The organism is Pseudomonas sp. TNT2022 ID642, from assembly GCF_028656995.1.
GTDB lineage: Bacteria > Pseudomonadota > Gammaproteobacteria > Pseudomonadales > Pseudomonadaceae > Aquipseudomonas.
This window is the reverse complement of record NZ_JAMDGW010000021.1, coordinates 58,494-74,270: the sequence shown is the minus strand read 5'-3', so window position 1 is coordinate 74,270 and position 15,777 is coordinate 58,494. Positions and strand designations below refer to the sequence as shown.

The 15,777-nt window shown below is 53.6% G+C and carries 10 protein-coding genes, 1 other RNA gene and 1 pseudogene; 3 read left to right on the top strand and 9 right to left on the bottom strand.

What is annotated here, in order from left to right; translation table 11 throughout:
* Positions 1-75: 75 nt before the first annotated feature.
* The 3 genes and pseudogenes from ssrA (at position 76) to M5G26_RS21790 (ending at position 1,720) form a co-directional block, all read left to right on the top strand.
* Positions 76-464, top strand: a transfer-messenger RNA (tmRNA) gene (ssrA, locus tag M5G26_RS21800).
* Between the two features lie 223 nt (positions 465-687).
* Positions 688-1,089: pseudogene (locus tag M5G26_RS21795) on the top strand (DUF932 domain-containing protein); the annotation flags it as partial.
* Positions 1,090-1,222: 133 nt separating this feature from the next.
* Complete coding sequence (locus M5G26_RS21790; RefSeq protein WP_273916465.1) at positions 1,223-1,720, top strand: JAB domain-containing protein; 498 nt, start codon at positions 1,223-1,225, stop codon at positions 1,718-1,720.
* Between the two features lie 177 nt (positions 1,721-1,897).
* Here M5G26_RS21790 and brxL read toward each other — a convergent pair whose 3' ends face one another.
* From brxL to brxC, 9 genes are all read right to left on the bottom strand, one after another.
* A complete protein-coding gene (brxL, locus tag M5G26_RS21785) occupies positions 1,898-3,988 on the bottom strand; it encodes a BREX system Lon protease-like protein BrxL (protein ID WP_273916464.1) in 2,091 nt (696 codons plus the stop codon).
* A gap of 12 nt (positions 3,989-4,000) precedes the next feature.
* Positions 4,001-6,508, bottom strand: a complete 2,508-nt coding sequence (gene pglZ, locus M5G26_RS21780) for a BREX-1 system phosphatase PglZ type A (RefSeq protein WP_273916463.1) — start codon at positions 6,506-6,508, stop codon at positions 4,001-4,003.
* 7 nt (positions 6,509-6,515) lie between these two features.
* Complete coding sequence (pglX, locus tag M5G26_RS21775) at positions 6,516-8,252, bottom strand: BREX-1 system adenine-specific DNA-methyltransferase PglX (RefSeq protein ID WP_273916462.1); 1,737 nt, start codon at positions 8,250-8,252, stop codon at positions 6,516-6,518.
* The gene (locus tag M5G26_RS21770; protein WP_273916461.1) at positions 8,249-8,422 is read right to left on the bottom strand and encodes a hypothetical protein; all 174 of its coding nucleotides are present in this window, start codon (positions 8,420-8,422) and stop codon (positions 8,249-8,251) included. Before M5G26_RS21770 ends, pglX (M5G26_RS21775) begins: the two co-directional genes overlap by 4 nt.
* Positions 8,422-8,634: a hypothetical protein gene (locus tag M5G26_RS21765; RefSeq protein ID WP_273916460.1), complete on the bottom strand. Its 213-nt coding sequence runs from the start codon at positions 8,632-8,634 to the stop codon at positions 8,422-8,424. Before M5G26_RS21765 ends, M5G26_RS21770 begins: the two co-directional genes overlap by 1 nt.
* Positions 8,631-9,188 carry a hypothetical protein gene (locus tag M5G26_RS21760; protein ID WP_273916459.1) on the bottom strand — a complete coding sequence of 186 codons (558 nt, stop codon included), beginning with the start codon at positions 9,186-9,188 and terminating at the stop codon, positions 8,631-8,633. The genes M5G26_RS21765 and M5G26_RS21760 overlap by 4 nt, the downstream gene beginning before the upstream one ends.
* Entirely contained in the window at positions 9,188-10,327 is a 1,140-nt protein-coding gene (locus M5G26_RS21755) for an AAA family ATPase (protein WP_273916458.1), read from the bottom strand. Before M5G26_RS21755 ends, M5G26_RS21760 begins: the two co-directional genes overlap by 1 nt.
* Positions 10,324-12,132, bottom strand: coding sequence for a BREX-1 system adenine-specific DNA-methyltransferase PglX (pglX, locus tag M5G26_RS21750; protein WP_273916457.1), 1,809 nt, complete (start codon positions 12,130-12,132; stop codon positions 10,324-10,326). Before pglX (M5G26_RS21750) ends, M5G26_RS21755 begins: the two co-directional genes overlap by 4 nt.
* A gap of 73 nt (positions 12,133-12,205) precedes the next feature.
* Positions 12,206-15,766, bottom strand: coding sequence for a BREX system P-loop protein BrxC (gene brxC, locus M5G26_RS21745; protein ID WP_273916456.1), 3,561 nt, complete (start codon positions 15,764-15,766; stop codon positions 12,206-12,208).
* Positions 15,767-15,777 lie beyond the last annotated feature (11 nt).

Here is a 15,777-nt window from a genome sequence, read left to right as displayed (position 1 = left end):
GGGTTGGCCTTGTCCGCCGATTGGCGTACACTGCGCAGGCTTGTTGCTCACCAAGATGTACTGAGCAGTGAGTTCGGGGCCGTTTAGGATTCGACGCCGGTTGCGAAACTTTAGGTGCATGCCGACTTGGTAACAGAAGTCGTAAATCCACTGTTGCAACTACTTATAGTTGCCAATGACGACCAATACGGTGTTGCTCTCGCTGCTTAATTGCAGCTGACAATGCTCCTGGTACCTTCGGGTCCAGCAATCATCAGGGGATGTCTGTAAACCCAAAATGATTGTCATATAGAACAGAATCGCCGTGCAGTACGTTGTGGACGAAGCGGCTAAAACTTACACAACTCGCCCAAAGCACCCTGCCCGTCGGGTCGCTGAGGGTTAACTTAATAGACACGGCTACGCATGTAGTACCGACAGCGGAGTACTGGCGGACGGGGGTTCAAATCCCCCCGGCTCCACCACTTCAACATCTAAAGACGTCCACGGACGTCTTTTTTTGTGCCTGAAATCTAGCAAAATCAAGGCTTTAGGGTTTGCCGGCGTCCATGGACGTCCGACACAATCCACGACATCGAGTGTTCCAAATGGTATCCAAGCCGTTCAGTAGTAATTTTTGGAATACCAATTGATGTCATGGAACACCTCATGTGCGCCCAAGCCACCCGCCTCTCTGACCGCCAACTCAAAGCGGTAAAGCCGAAAGACAAGGACTACGTCCTCAGTGATGGAGACGGTCTACAGCTGAGTATGCGCATGCTTGCCGAATGTAAGGTTCAGTGGAATGAGGCCTTGGGTTTCTTTATGGACGTGCTGTGCGACATCGGCCCCCACGCCCCTATTCCCGATGCACTCCCCAACAAGCGAGCGATGGAGAAGGTACAAAACCTGTACGAAGGTAAAGGTCGAGGATCTGATCTGGAGTCCGCTCGTGGAACAGCCTGGGGCTTGCTAAACGTGGTCACCGAATACGTTGACCTCGAAAGACGTGCCAGAAGTATCGAGTACTGCATGGACACGGCGTGGTTCGGGCAAGGTGCAGTCATCAAACAGAAGGCACTCGATGCAGCCTTACAACTCGTTGCATGAACCGTCGCACCACATTACCGCCAAGCGCTCTCGCCTAAAAGGGTGTTCGGATTAGTTAATCCGAACACCCACCTTCCAGAAACTGCGCCACCCACCCTCCAGTGCTTTCACGCGCAAGGATAGGAATACCAGCATGAAATATCCAAAGCTCAAAGCCGGTGAAACACCCAACACCTATCTCATGGAATCACCGGTCACCGAGGCCGACACTCTGCAGATGGCTCAACAACTCGCGATGTATCGTCTGTCTAAAGGACAGGCATTGACTGATCGTAGACTCGTCTTCAGTCGCCTACAAACGCTGCTGCAATTCCATGAAGATGAAGTCTTTGCCTTGTTGCTGCTCGATATCGAGCACCGGGTTATTGGCTTCATAGAGCTATTCAGAGGTCCTCTTGAACGTGCCAGCGTGTATTCACGGGAGGTGGTCAAAATCGCCATAGAACACAATGCCGCCGCCGTAATCCTGGTACACAACCAACCATCTGGCGATCCGGAACCTAGTCAAGCCGTTCGCACGCTGACCACAACCCTCAAGAATTCCCTCAACATGGTCGACACCCAGATACTGGATTATGTGGTGGTGAGCTATGAAGGCTGCGTATCGCTGGCTGGACGGGGGTACCTGTAACCGCAGGGCAATTCACTCCGCCCAAAAGACTGCCTCCGGCCAATGCCGGGGTGGTCATTGGTGAGGTGTCGTTCCACTTTTTTTGCAATGACCCGGCTGTTGCCCTCAGCCCCTGCTGCAATCTCTTTAGGCGTGAAGTGAATACTAGCCTGATGAATCCGCCAGATCGCCGTAAACCTAAGAGCCAACCACCGGGTCAGCCCGCACAAAGGTCACGCTGAATTCCTTGCACTGCCGGTGCTGCTGAAGCCTATTGGCAAAGCTAAAAGCATCATTCAACTCAAAGCGTTGAAATACATCCAAGCCTCGGCCAAGCAAGATTTTCCAACCTGTGTCGGTTGTGATGTCACGGTCATGTTTGGCGCCGCTGGTGTCGTACGCCCACGTAAAATGAATACCCACGCTTACGCAGGCCTCTGCAATTTTTTGCAGGATTTCGGTCTGTCGATCGCCATTGAACTCATCTTCAACAGTCACTACATGCACAGCCACCTCGTCTCCATTGCCTTGAAGCTTGCTGACTGTTTCCAGCAGCTCCATCAAGTTGCGCAACTGGTGGAACATACGAAGATAAGGATCTGTGATGATGATGCGCTTGGTGCTTACCAGATAGGGACCAAACAACTTGTCAAAACTAAGTCCACGCTGATTTTCGTGGAAGATCAAATGTTGCTCTTTCAACACCGACTTAACAGATACCTGATTGCTCGGGGGTGGCACTTGCGTAGCCGGAGCTGCCTCGGTATGCGATACACCGTCATCCTGAGGTAAGTCTGCATTAGACACTTCAGTCGCGGTCCGACGATGGTACTGATTGGGATACACATCCTCTTCAAGTGTGCTTACCAGGTTCTCTTGGCCGCCGGGCTCCATGTAAGCAAAACGTACTGCCGGATAAGTAGCGTCAATCCGCAGTAATTGATCCTTCACCCGCTTCCGCCCTTCAATTGCAGTGCGCAATACGTCTTCCACTTCGGCGTCTGTCGCCTCGCCATGCGGGTACAGAATCTTCATCAAACCAGAAAAGGTTTTGTTGATGCCATCGCGGTCGCGCGTCGATATATCGTCGGATAGGGTGAACTGTCCCTTGTAGCGATCTGAGTAGTCATGACTACGAAGCGAGCGCAGGATCTCGGCCAGGTAGTCCACCACGAAGCCGTAACCACTGGAGAACATCTCGCCACGGATGACATCCACTTCCCATCCGGGGATGTAGCTGTGAATGCGGTCGAGAAAGGCTGAATCGTGGAATTTTTCCGGCAGCGGGTCGAACAGGTCCGTGTGCTTAAGCATGTACGGCACGGTGTGATCGGTATTCCCCACAAACACCATGCTGGCCTCTGCCCCCAAGGTTTCCACTCCCCGTGAGAACGACTTGTTGGCCATGTAGTTCTTCATGATGTCCACCAGAGCTTTGTCCACTCGCTTTTGCTTGCCGGCGAACTCATCGAAAGCCACTACATCCCAGTAACCCACCAGGCCGAGCTTACCTGTGCCGTTATGGACGAACAGCTTGGGCACCGTCACTTCACCACCGGAGATCAGAATGCCGTGGGGCGAGAACTCTGAATAAACGTGCGACTTGCCGGTACCTTTCGGCCCCAGTTCGATTAGGTTGTAATTGCGCTCGCAGAACGGGATCAGGCGAATAAGCTGCGCGAGCTTATTGCGCTTACCGAACATCTGCGGATTGAACCCGACGCTTTGAATCAGCAGGTCGATCCACTCATCTGTAGTGAACTGCTTGCGTGCTTCCAGGTAGCCATCGAAATCAAAGCGAGAGATTTGAATCGGCTTAAGCGAAGCCAAGATCCACGGCGAAGCTGACTTGTCCTCTGTGTACTCATACTCCACGTCCGCGATACACCAAACACCCCCTACCAGCAGTTTCTGGTGAGCCTTGACGGTGCTGGAGTCGATCAGCACCTTCTTGATGCCCAAGTTGGCGAACTCGGCCTCGTACACGTCATCCTTGTCATTCAATGAGACACTAATGCGGTCGATGACCTTGTGCCTGCCCTTTTCCTTGATGGTCGAACGCACCAGCCCCGCCTCGTTGCGGTGGACATAGTGCTTGCGCAGGATCTCCTTGACCGTCTCGATACCGGTCTGGATCGTCGCCTCGTCATTGGTCGCGCAGTACTGGCCGAGCAAGTACTCCAGCACATACGACGGCACAATAGCGTTGCCCTTCACCGCCTTGACCAAGTCTTTGCGCACCACCAGGCCGGCAAAGTGCTGGTTGATCTTGTCGTCGAGCTGATTCATTGGAGCTCCTGCTTAAAAATCGAATTCACTGCTGAACGAGCGGCGGATGGTGTATCGCGCAGTCTTATACCGAGTGAAGTGTGAGGTACCTTCCACAGCCTCCTCAAGGAGCAGTTCCACCTGCTGATTGTTTGCCTCATCAGCCTTGCGACTGAGGATAAAGCGCACCGGCAACTCCCTTTCACGCGGATTACTGGAGTTGAAATCGAACAACAAATCATGCTGATCCGATACTAACTCGCCATCCAGCGTGAACAGGCCTGCACGTAGCCGGCGCGACTGCAGTTTCTCGGTTACCGCCTCGATTTGATAGAGCACCACGGCCAACTGCCCAGTGGTGATGGTCTTGCCGCCGCCACCGATGAACTCAACCTCCACCCGGCCTACATCACTCTGGCGCTTCTTGTTAATGCGAATGACCGGAACCACCACCTCTTGAAGGGTGGCACCGCCGTGCACAAAGCGGCTACCTGAGCCCTTCAGCCGCAGACGGTTAATGGACTTGGGAATCTGCACCATCAACGTACCCGCCAGCCCAAGCTGCGCAGGGCTAAAGGTTTTAAAGCTGGCCCCCTCGCGCAAACCACGGCCCAGCACAAAACGCCGGTCGCGATAGAGAACCTCGTCGCCCTCCGGTTCACTGCTGAGGAAGTCACTCTCCGGCAGCGGATGGTTTTGGTAGATGAAACCATGATCGGCAGTGATCAGCAGGTTACTGGCATTGGCGTTGGTTAGCTTTTTCACCAAGCGGATCAGCTCACTGAGGGTTTCCTCAGCCGCCGCAAATACCCGCTCCTCGGTGTCACGAGTGTCACCGGTTTTATCGATCAGGTTGTGATAGACATAAACCACCTCGTTATCGCGCAGCAACGCACGAGAGTCGGCTTGATTCATCGCCAACAGATCCTTGGCCAATACCACCTGGGATGCAGGCACCGTGGATGCTAGAATCTTGCCCCGATTGATCGAACCTTGTGCGCTCTGACTATCCACCAAGGCATCGCCACTATCGTTGTCGGCCAGTTGCAAACTGCTATTTGGCAATAACGCTGCCATACCCAGCTGGGTGTAGCTCGGCAGCATCGACAGCATCGGCTCCAGCTCGGCCTCGAAGCGATCCTCCTGGCGAATCAAGCTTTGCAGCTCCTCGCCTACCTCATAGCGGAAGGCATCGGAGATCAGCACGCACACCTTGGTTTTACGGTCTAGAAAAGGCTTCACATAACGGCTGAAGAAATTGCGCTGCAGCACTACTGGCGCGGCTTCCCACTGCTGCGCTGCATCCACGTGCCGCTGCCAACGGTCGTTAAGTCGGCTCAGGTAGTTATTGCCGTACAGATTCTCGACCTGCATCGCCAACTCACCCAAGAGAGAAGCCTGGCCGGACTCGCGCAGGTGATAGACGAATTTGCGGTAGCGCTGATCCAGCAGGAACCAATGGCTGGCGTACTTTTGCACGCCATCGGTGAGCGACTCTATTTGCAGCTGGGTGATATCCAGTGTCTGGATGAACTGCGCCGCATGTTCCAGCGCCAGATACACATCCTTGAAGCGATCAAACCAGTGGCTCTGACGGCGTTGACGGACCCACTGTTCCACTTCCTGCGCGGTCACGGTACAAGCCACCACGGCACGTACCAGCTCACTGAGAACCTTGCGGTCAATCAGCTCGAAATAATCCAGCTCCAGCAGGCTGCGCCAGTCCAGAGCTTGCAGCTTGTCGTCGATCTGCAACACCGCCGCGCACTGTTCAGACAATATCTCGAAGCTCTGTTCATGAGAGCGGCTATCCTTCCAGCGTTTCAGAAACACCAATGCCTCAGCGGACAATTTCGCCTTGTACGCCGGATCGATGCCCAGCATGAAGCACGCCTTAAAAAGCTCGATAACGAAATCGTGTAGCCCTGGCTGTTCGGAGCTATAACCATAGGCTCGCTTCACATGCTCCCACAGATAGGGATTCAAACCGCTGCTCTCGATCAGTTTGAGCCGCATATCTTTACCCGCAGCCAAATCACTCAACAGGTTTTCCAGAATCACATCCAGGCGTGGCTCGTTACCGGCACAAACGGCGAGCATCTTGCGTTGCAGCAGGTTCTGCGAATCTCCCGGCTCCAGCAATTTACTGAGCGCTTCGCGGCGTTTGGCAGATTCGAAAAACGCCACATGCGTTTCCAGCAGCGGATAGCAATCCGGCCCCAATTCCAGTTCTGCCAGCCATAAAGCAACCTGATCGGTACGAAAGCAATTACCACTGGCCAGTTGCACATCCAGCAGCCAATTATCCAGATGCGCAGGCTCCGCTCCTTCGCGGTAGAGCAGAAACTTCTGCTCTGGCTGCTCGCGCAATAAACGGTGCTTCACGCCAAATTCATTATTAGCTAACTCGACCTTCTCGACGCCCAACAGCTCCAGCGTCTCGAAATCGGCGCGAAACTCCAAGCGCGTGTCATACCAGAAGACGATGCGCTGCTTGTCGAATAGATTCGTTAGGGCCTGGATGATCTTGATATTACTCATGAACGGATCAATCCTCACCCTTGGCGTCTAAACCGACGATCTTCTTTAGGGCTGCACCTAGCTTGAGATAGTTGACCTTCACGCCATCGTCCAGATCCAGTTCGACCTGTTTGGTCGCCAGCGGATAGAGCGTCTCGCGCTCGTAATCGTCCAGCTCCAGCAGTTGCTTCTTGATGGTTTCAGCTTCCTTGTCAGCCTTGGTCTTGTCGCCCTGGCTAGTGGAGGGGCTGATAGCCACCTGCTGCAGATAATCAAGACGCGAGGCGAGCTTTTTGCGGAAATCGCGCAAGTAGTTGAGCACCACGCTTACGGTATCTGGACGGTAGCGGTGCAAATAAACCAGTGCATTGAACGTGCCCTTCGGGCTGCTGAACAGCCAATAGATAGGGCGCTTCTTGTAGCGTTTCACATGGTCTGTATAGAACTCGCCTAGGAAGTAGTCGCGCAGGCCATAGTTACGCTTGCCCTTGACGTTGAGCGCTTGCTCGATAAAGGCCAGGTTGTCCTCGTAATGCGCATCGCCAAAGGCCACGCGCAGAAACTGACGGAAACGTAGAGTGATGTCGTCCGGAAACCAGTCACCACCGAGCAGTGGAATCACGTTGTCGCCATCGGCCGGGAAATTAGGCTGCGGCACCTGGTCCAGATAATCCGCCAGAGTTTCGCCCTGGTTGGCCAGAATTAGACCAGGTTTGTCCAGGCTGTAGCGGCCGAACATACAGCCCACGGCATAGGACACCAGTTCCCGCATAGTGTCGGCCCGTAGCAAAGTTTCACGCTCCGCCTCGCTCTTCTCGGAGCCGTAGCGGTAGTGTGGGTTACAAGTGAGGGTGATCTCGTTCGGCGGCACTTCGGGTCTCAGTTCGTCCTGCAGGCCGTAGGCGTCGATGAAAAGAAGGTTGTTCTCCTGCTCTAAGCGCTGCATCTCCAACGTCATCCCTCGCCAGTGAGCACGCAGCTTCTGGTAGCTAGCTTTGAGTGTCAGCTGACGGAAGTCGGGATCCAGAAGCGGCAGCTTGGTGAAGTCTCTTGAATTTTCATACCCATCCCAATCCGCTTTTCCGATAGTAAATATATCTACCATCCCTTTTTTTGTTAGGGCTTTGAGCTTCTGAATATTTAAGAGTGGTATTGCGCCAATATCTTCAAGCTGAAAGTTTATCGTGGGGCTCAAAAACTGCAAAAAGTGAGATGAAATTTTAGAATTCAATAAGCCAAGTAAGAAACGAGCATCGTCCTCGTTTTTTTGTAGAACAGCAGTTTCTTGATACATCTCATCAATTGACAAAAAACGGAAACTTGCTATGACGGAGCCAATTTTCCCCCAAGTAACACCTGGTAGACCCCAGAACTCTTGACGAATTATCCTTCCTGCAGGGGTTTTCCTGTAGAAGTCTCGCGCCTGCTCGGACCAATTAATTGTATGAATGATATTTCCATACCACTTTCTAAAATCCCCACCCATTGCACAAGGCAACCATTTTTTGTCGAAAGCACCTATATTTAGATGACTAACCTCCCAAAAAAAACGAATAAACCTTGCGTTATCGGTCGTTACATTTTTCCCTTCAGACTTTGCAATATCTGAAACTAGTGACTCCCTACTATCGAATGTCCTTACAACATTCTTGCTAACCCAATAAGCAATGGGGTTTCCTGGAATTTTCTTGAAGTCCTCCGCCGGAGCCCGGAAAAAGTACTTCTCCAAGTCCTGCTCTCGGTTGATATTCTGACTCTCACTCATTCTTCATCTCCCGCCGGCAATACCTTGCGGCCAAAATCAATTTCAAATCCATCCGGCACCGGTTTGAACGGCTTGGCCGGAGAGCGACGGCTAGTCTGGAACTGGCGCAGCGTCTGCACATCGATCTCACCGATTACGCAATAATCGGACACACCGGCCTTGACCCGCACTACATCACGCTCGCAACTGTCTTTTGCTGAAGCACGGATGCGGCTGTCGCCGTATTGACGATCATTGCACTTGATGGTGTGGCATGCATATCCAACGCTGCAGATTCCATCAGGGCGCTGGAGGATTGGGTGTCCTGGTTCCAATCGGGAACAAACAGCGCGTCCACCTTGGCTTTGCGGTAGGCCAGACCAAGGGATTGAAGGGCGGTCACTGAACAGCCTCCTCAGCAGCAATGAGGGGAACGAGAGCTTCCCGGCGCAATGGCCACTCAGGAAACTGCTGATTCCATGAGTCAACCGAGAGCACAACACAGTCTGCAATGTGTTTGCGCTTCCAGGCCTCGAACGACTCCTCCCGGATATCTGCCAGCAGACGATCCTTAAAACCGAACATGAGCGCCTTCTGGCGATCTGGATCAAATGCATCTAGGCCTAGCAGCACAACGTATTTGAAGGGTTTGCTGTCTCGTTCCATCAAGTGAAGGTAGAGATAGGAATCACGCGCCTTCGGCGTAAGCTCTTGCGTAAGCAATGAGTTATCCGCCAGCCGCTTAATATAGTCATTCCGCTGCTTAGGTTGACTACGTGAGTGCGATGGGTCCTTGATCTCTACCAAGAGAATATCTTTTTCACGCTCGATAACTAAGTCCACAAACTTCATATTTACTGGCAGCTTCTTGCCCTGCTGATCCAATTCACCCCATTGCAAATGATCTGGAAAGTTGAATTCCAGCTCAGCAGTTTTTTCCGCGCGATATGCAGGCATCAATCGCCTCCCAATGCGCGCTTGACGTCTTCGTCGTAGAGCTCAGCGAATGTATTGCTGATAGCGCTACGACCGACAATGCTGTAGTCCGCTTGGCTTTCCCGCTGAATGCCGTCACTGCCAGCTTCGCGATATAGCCGATGGAAGACAACGTGATCCCCATTGCCCTTGTCCATCAGAAGGTCAAACCACTTAAGCAGCACGTAATCGTGCGTGGCAAGGATGACTTGCTGACCGTTGCGGGCGAGCTCCAGCAGGGCCATCACAAGATCCTTCATCAGCTTGGGGTTGAGGTTGGACTCAGGCTCATCCCACAACAGCGGGCCGCTAGTGCCGGGGTTGAGACTGCCGTTGCTAAGTAGGCGCTGAAGCACGCCAATTTTGCGAAAGCCCTCGGCCGTCATACCGCTCGATATCAGCGGCGACTTCGTTGATTTGAAGCTGAGTTTCGAATCTTTGAAGCTTTGAGGTGCGAACTCCTCATCAGCAGTACTCTCGCCCTGCTGCTCGACATAAATGCCCGCTTGGAAGCAAAATCCACCCTCTTTAAGTAAGTAGCGCCCACCTATCAGATTGGTCAATCTCGGAACAATGCTAGAGAACCGTGGGTTGTTCTGAGTCTTCTTTTGCAGATTTCCGTCATCTTCCTTCTGCAGCGTATTTGCCAAATCCAGATAGCCATCATCAAAGATGCGTTCAATAGTAGGCAGGTGGGGCTCCTCAGCTGTCAGGCCGCGTACCAGCGATAGCACCTCCTTGGTGGGTATGAAAATAGCAGGCGCAAGCTTAGCTCCCATGCCCCCAGTGACCTTGGCTTCGGTGGCGGATCCGTTGAACTTGGCGGTGATATGCTGTCCGGATGCATAGGTAGCGCTGAGCAAGGCTCCTGCGCGGTTGCCTGCACGGCGTAATTCGCCAAGTTGATTGCTGAGCGGGTGATAGAGCCGACACAGCTTACGCGCTAATTGCTCACCAGCCCGCTCCCCATGAGAAGCATCCCCGCCAAGGGCCAGAATGGCCTTGAGCAGCTGAGTTTTACCCGTGCCATTCTCACCGAGCACGATGTTGATGCCCGGCGAGAAGTCGATGGTCAATTCGGTGAAGGCCGTAAAATTCTTGAGCTGCAGGTTGGCGATCATGCTGCGCTGCCTTGTGCAATGGCCTTGGCCATCATCTCCATCTTTTCCGCCTCCGAATTGCCATCTACCAAGCGCATATAAGTGCCCCGATAATCGGGTTTCAGAGCGTTTTCCAGCACAAAAGCCGTGGTCGAGACAACCTCACCACCAATACTGTCAAAGGCCCGCGCACCTAAGTGCGCCATAGAAAGAATTGTGTGCTGATTAAGGATTCGGCTGCGCAAAGACTCGAATGAGGAAAGGAACATCCAGCTCTGCATGGTGATCATGGCGACAGCTCCTCCCTTAAGCGCTAGATCCAGGTTGCGCTCGATGAACATCGCAAACAGGTCGGATTTACTGCTGGGGAAATTTTCCTTGGCCCAAGTGCTCAAGCGCGGATTCATACCCTTACCGCCCATGTAAGGAGGATTTGCCACGACCACGGCGTAGCGGGGGCTCAAGGCTTCAGCCATGCGCAGGACACTCAGTACTTTTTTATGCGTCTCGGCAAGAAATAGGTTACTGCTCAGGTCCTTGCTCTCCAGCGTAGCCTGCACATCGGCAACATTGACTACCTTGGGCACGATTAGCGAGCCAAAGTTATCGGCCTCGCTGAACTGCAGCAGCGTTTCATGAAGCCCGTGGGTAAAGAGGTCACGGCCCACTGCGGTCATGTATTCGCCCAGCTCTTCAGGACTCAGACTCACCTTGTTTAGTACGCAGATGTTGGGTTTGACGCGCTTATTAAAGAAGCGACGCTGGCGAGAGCGGGCCTTCATGGTGAGGGCAAAGGCAGTAAGCTCTCCTGCGCGCTCATCCAATTCGATGCCAAAAAGATTGTGGGTGAGGATCTTTTCCGGAATTTCAGCCGGGTCATAACCCTCTTCTTCGTACATGGCAAAGAGCAGATCGAAGGCGTAGGTAAGCATGTGACCGGAGCCGCACGCAGGGTCACACACTTTAATCTCCTCGGGGCCGTTAATCTTGAGGAAATCAGTTTCTGGTTTCTCAGGCGGTATGTAGTACTCCATCTGCTCTGCCAACCGAGAGCCGGGACGGTTGAGTAGCCAGAGGCGGCCCAGAGAGTTATCCACTAGGTAGCGCACGATCCAGTGCGGGGTAAACAGCTGAGTCGCAGCCGGAATGTTCTCTGGAGTGATCTTCTGATTCTTCTTCAACCCCTCAAACACCGCGTCTTTCTTCTCGGAGATGTAGAACTGGTAGAGCCAGCCGATCACCTCGACATCCTTGCAGGCGTCTGGAGTCATGGCCTCACGCGTGTAGGCAAGGATGGAGTTACCCGAGAGCAAATCATCCGGCATCAGTAGCTCGGTGTAATCGTCGATGCGCTCAAACAGAAAGGGCATGGACTCGTGCCAGGCATTACACACTGCAACCAGCAGCAGGCGGTAGGCTTCGCCCTGCGAGTCATTGCTTGGACTGCGACCAGCGAGTAGATCTAGGACCTTCTGACGAACCTGGGCCGACACCATCTCTTCATCGATATGCCCCATCTTAGATTCGGCCAGGATTTCGGGCTGGAACTGGCCCTCAGCTGGTGACACCACGCCGATGCGGGTGTAGCGGTTGATGTCCATAAAGCGCAGTGCGCAGAAACGGTTAAACCAGATGTAGGCAACACGCTCCTCCACTTGCTCGCGACCAGAACTGTTAATCACCTTATCCAGCTCAGCCACGACCTGAGAACGTTCACGGCGTGCAGCACTCTGCGGAGCCAATACCACATCCAACTTGCCGCTAACTTGGTCCAGCAAAATGCGACGGGCATATTGGGCAAATTTCTTGAGCTTGCTGGTATCCATCATTTTTCTCTTTCTATGGGCCCGCTCGACCATTTGCGTAACACCACGCAAATGATCGAGACGCTTGTCCGATTTAGATTTGCACGCGGTTGCCGGCCTGAATTTCTTTCAGCCAGGCTTCACGCTGTTGCTGAAGATAGTCATCTAGCTCAGCCTCACTGGCCAACCAAGGTTTGCCGTAGCCGACCTTGATAGTGCGTGCTGGCACCAGAAGCGGTTCAGCAATTTTTGGCGGATGCTCGACTGGAGCAGGTGGGCTGTCGATACTCGATTTACCCGCTGCTGGCGGTGCCGGCACTGACGACACGGGAGCCGGCATTGGTTGCGGACGCGCCATTCGCTCCAATTTGAGCAGCAGTTGCGCGTATTGATTTTCCTCAAAAGCACGCAATTGATCTCGGATCATGGCAATGCGTTTCTGCCCATGTATTGATTGCTGAGCTTCAACAAAAGGTGCTACGAGCTGAACCTGCTGCTCGGGCTTAAGGCCACTGTACTCGTCACTACCCTGCAGCCGCAGTTCCAGCTCGGCAAGCCGACTAACTGCAGAAGCTTTTTCGCTAGCTAGCTGACTAGCGATAGCTTGTTGCAGGCCCTCCAGCTGCGGCTTGGCCTGTTGTAGGCGGTTGCCCTGCCAGGGCTTACTTTCAGTGAGTAACGTCTTGATGACTTCTACCTCACCTATGTCGACATAGGCGAAATTGTCTTCCTGCTCCTGCACCAGCTGGCGAGCATCGTCGTAAATAGCTTTTTGCGGGCTGCCCATAAAGCGGCGTAGTGGTTCAATGACCTTCTCTTTGCTGTCAAGCATGGCATCGGAGGCGCGGGACAAATCAGTGAGAAACCAGCTAGCGTTTTTGCTGGCGACCTCTTTGAGGGTAGCCATCACGCCATCCAGTACACTAAGAAACCCATAAAGGGCTTTTTGTCCGTGCAGGTCAGCCAGCTCGATTTCGAGCTCTTTAATTGCGTCAATAGTTTCACGTGCCAGGGAACGGGCTTCGTTGCTGCTTGCTGGCCGGTCAAAAAAGTCGGCAAAGAACTCTTTAAGATGGCGAACCTGGGAAGCGCTGAACTCGATTTGCGGCTCCAATACCAGACTGGAGTGGGCATTGGTGTTACGCAGGCTTCGCTCCAGATTGTCGCCTGCTAGCGGGTTACTGTCTTGTCGCACTTCTACCTTCCCACGGGCGCAAAGCAAGGCGAGGTTGCAAAGAATAGCGGCGTAATACCAGCCGTAGCTTTTACGTTCGAAGCGCTCCAGCAACGTTTTGACCGTGGTACGCACGCCGCTGCGGGCGTTGCTCTGGATGTAAGCCAATAGCTCCTGTTCCGGTTCGGTCAGGCTGGTGACATCGTTACCCAGCAAGCCATCCTGGGCCTGGCGCAGACGTTTCCCGATGTCGCTTTCACTGTACGAGACATCGCGCAGCATGCGCAGGTTCGGGTAGGTCGTTTCGATCAGCAGATAGAAACCCTTGAGAATGCGAGCCTGGCCGTCTGAGCTGGAAGCGTCCACGTCGGCGGCGTTAATTATCAAGTGTGCTTTGCCAAGCAGCTCCTTGGCACGATCCTGCAGATCGGCCAAACGCTCCGTATTCTGGAAGCCCTTGGCATCGATGATGCGTTTAACTGCTTCCTGCTGGGTACTACTGTTCTGGCGGATGTATATCTCGGTGCGTTTGTGCAGGGTGAGATCTTGCATAAAGCGGGCATCGGCCGGCAGCACTACACGCAATTCATCACGGCCCATGCTCTGCATTCGCTGCACGGTAAGGTTATCGAAATTGTCGCTTAATGGAGTGACGATATGGATGGCCAACTCAGAATCGCGGCTCAGTGAGCGGTCGTCCATCTTTCGCGTGTAGGCGTAATCCTGGCCGTTTTCGTAACGGATTTTGCGTTGCTTGATCACTCCGTCGAACAGCAGGGTTTCCAGCTCCTTGATGACATCGGCGGATTCGATCTCGGTATTCTTGATCTCTTCCTCGATATCCTTCTCTTCGTCGGTCAGGTACTCGTAAAGCTCACCATTGCGCTGGATATAGGTTTGCTGTTCCAGCAGGTTGAGGGCCGCTTCCAGCTTCTTGCGTTGGGCTGGAATGTCTTCTCCAAAACGCTCCAGCATCAGCACATTAAGGTTGCGCAGAGTGGCCTTGAACTCCTTGACGTACTTGACTAAAAACAGAGCCTTGAGCACACGCACCGCGTATGCATCGCCAAGGTGCCGCTCGGCATTGTTGATGGCGCTTTGGATAGCGCTTTTCAGTGCGCCTCGAATGCCTTCAAACATGCGGTCGAAAGTCGCCAGCTGTCCGACTGGCTCGTTTTCGATGGCCATGGCCACCTCGCGGAATACGCCGAGCATCGAGCGCTCCCCCACCGAGTTAGCCTTGCCCTCAAAGCCGTTGTGCATGGAGATGCCACGAATAGCCGACTGAAACAGCGGGAACTGATACGGCACGAAGGGGTAGCAATAGGTGAAGTGCACCAGATCGCGGAAGTTCTGGTAGTGCTGGCCACCCTCGGTAAAGTCGAACAGGGTTTTGAAGTTGTTGAACTGCTGGTCGTAGACGGTTTTCAGCAGGTCGGCACCGGTATCGTTTTTGGTCAGCAGGCGCTTCTGAATCACCTCCGCCACGTCGGCACTGGTGAGCTTGAGACGATTGGCAAAGCGCGCCTGGATCTTGGTGAAGTCGTTGCTTTGCTGCTTGCTCATGTCGCCCATCACGGAGTCCATATCCTCCTGCGCGGTGACGATGATCCAAGCCCGGCCCTGGCACTTGGTGGCCAAGCTCTCAGCCACGGTCTGAAGGTTGGTCATGAGCTTGGTGTTGTCAGCAATGTACTGACCAACCTCATCGACAAAGAAGTTCAAGCGGAAATTGGACGGCTGTTTATCCAGCCACTCCTTGACCTGGTTGCCGAAGTCCTCAATGGAGACGCTGTGCTGGGCGCGGTATTTGTCGAGGATACCCTTGGCCAGCGCCAGGTCTTCACCAGTGATCTGAGCGTAGGTCCTGGCGATGTTGCCGGACTCCAGCAATGCCTGTTCGCGACCGCGCTCCCAGGGCTTGTTGGCGATACTCTGGTAGGCGTCCTTGAACGGCTGGAACAGTTCACGACTGTCGAGATCGCGCTCAAACTGGGCGATATAGCCCTGCTTGCCGTAGTAACCGCACATTTCGTTGAAGACCTTGACGAACACCGAGAGTAAGGCGTCGATTTGAGTCTTGCTGATGATGTCGGCCTTCTGGTCGATGTTAAACAGGATGCTTTTCGAGGGAATGGCTACGGCCTTCTTGAGCTGGGCACGCAGCAGCTCATCATCTTCCTTGATTTTGGGAAGGAAAATATCCAGCGCAGAACTGCCGTCGACCTGGCGATTTTCCAGCAGCAGGGCGAGCATTTTCAGCAGGTGCGACTTACCCGAGCCGAAGAATCCGGACACCCAGACGCCATTGGCGTGGTGGTAATCGGTATAGGCATCAAAGAAGTGTTCCAGACGTTTGGCGACTTCGTCAGTAAGGACGTATTCACTCAGTTCGTTGAACAAGCTAGCTTCGTCGTCGGCCTTGATGACGCCCTCAATCGGGCGCCTGACTGGGCTCTTGAAAATTCCGTTGAGATTCATCGACTGCTTCC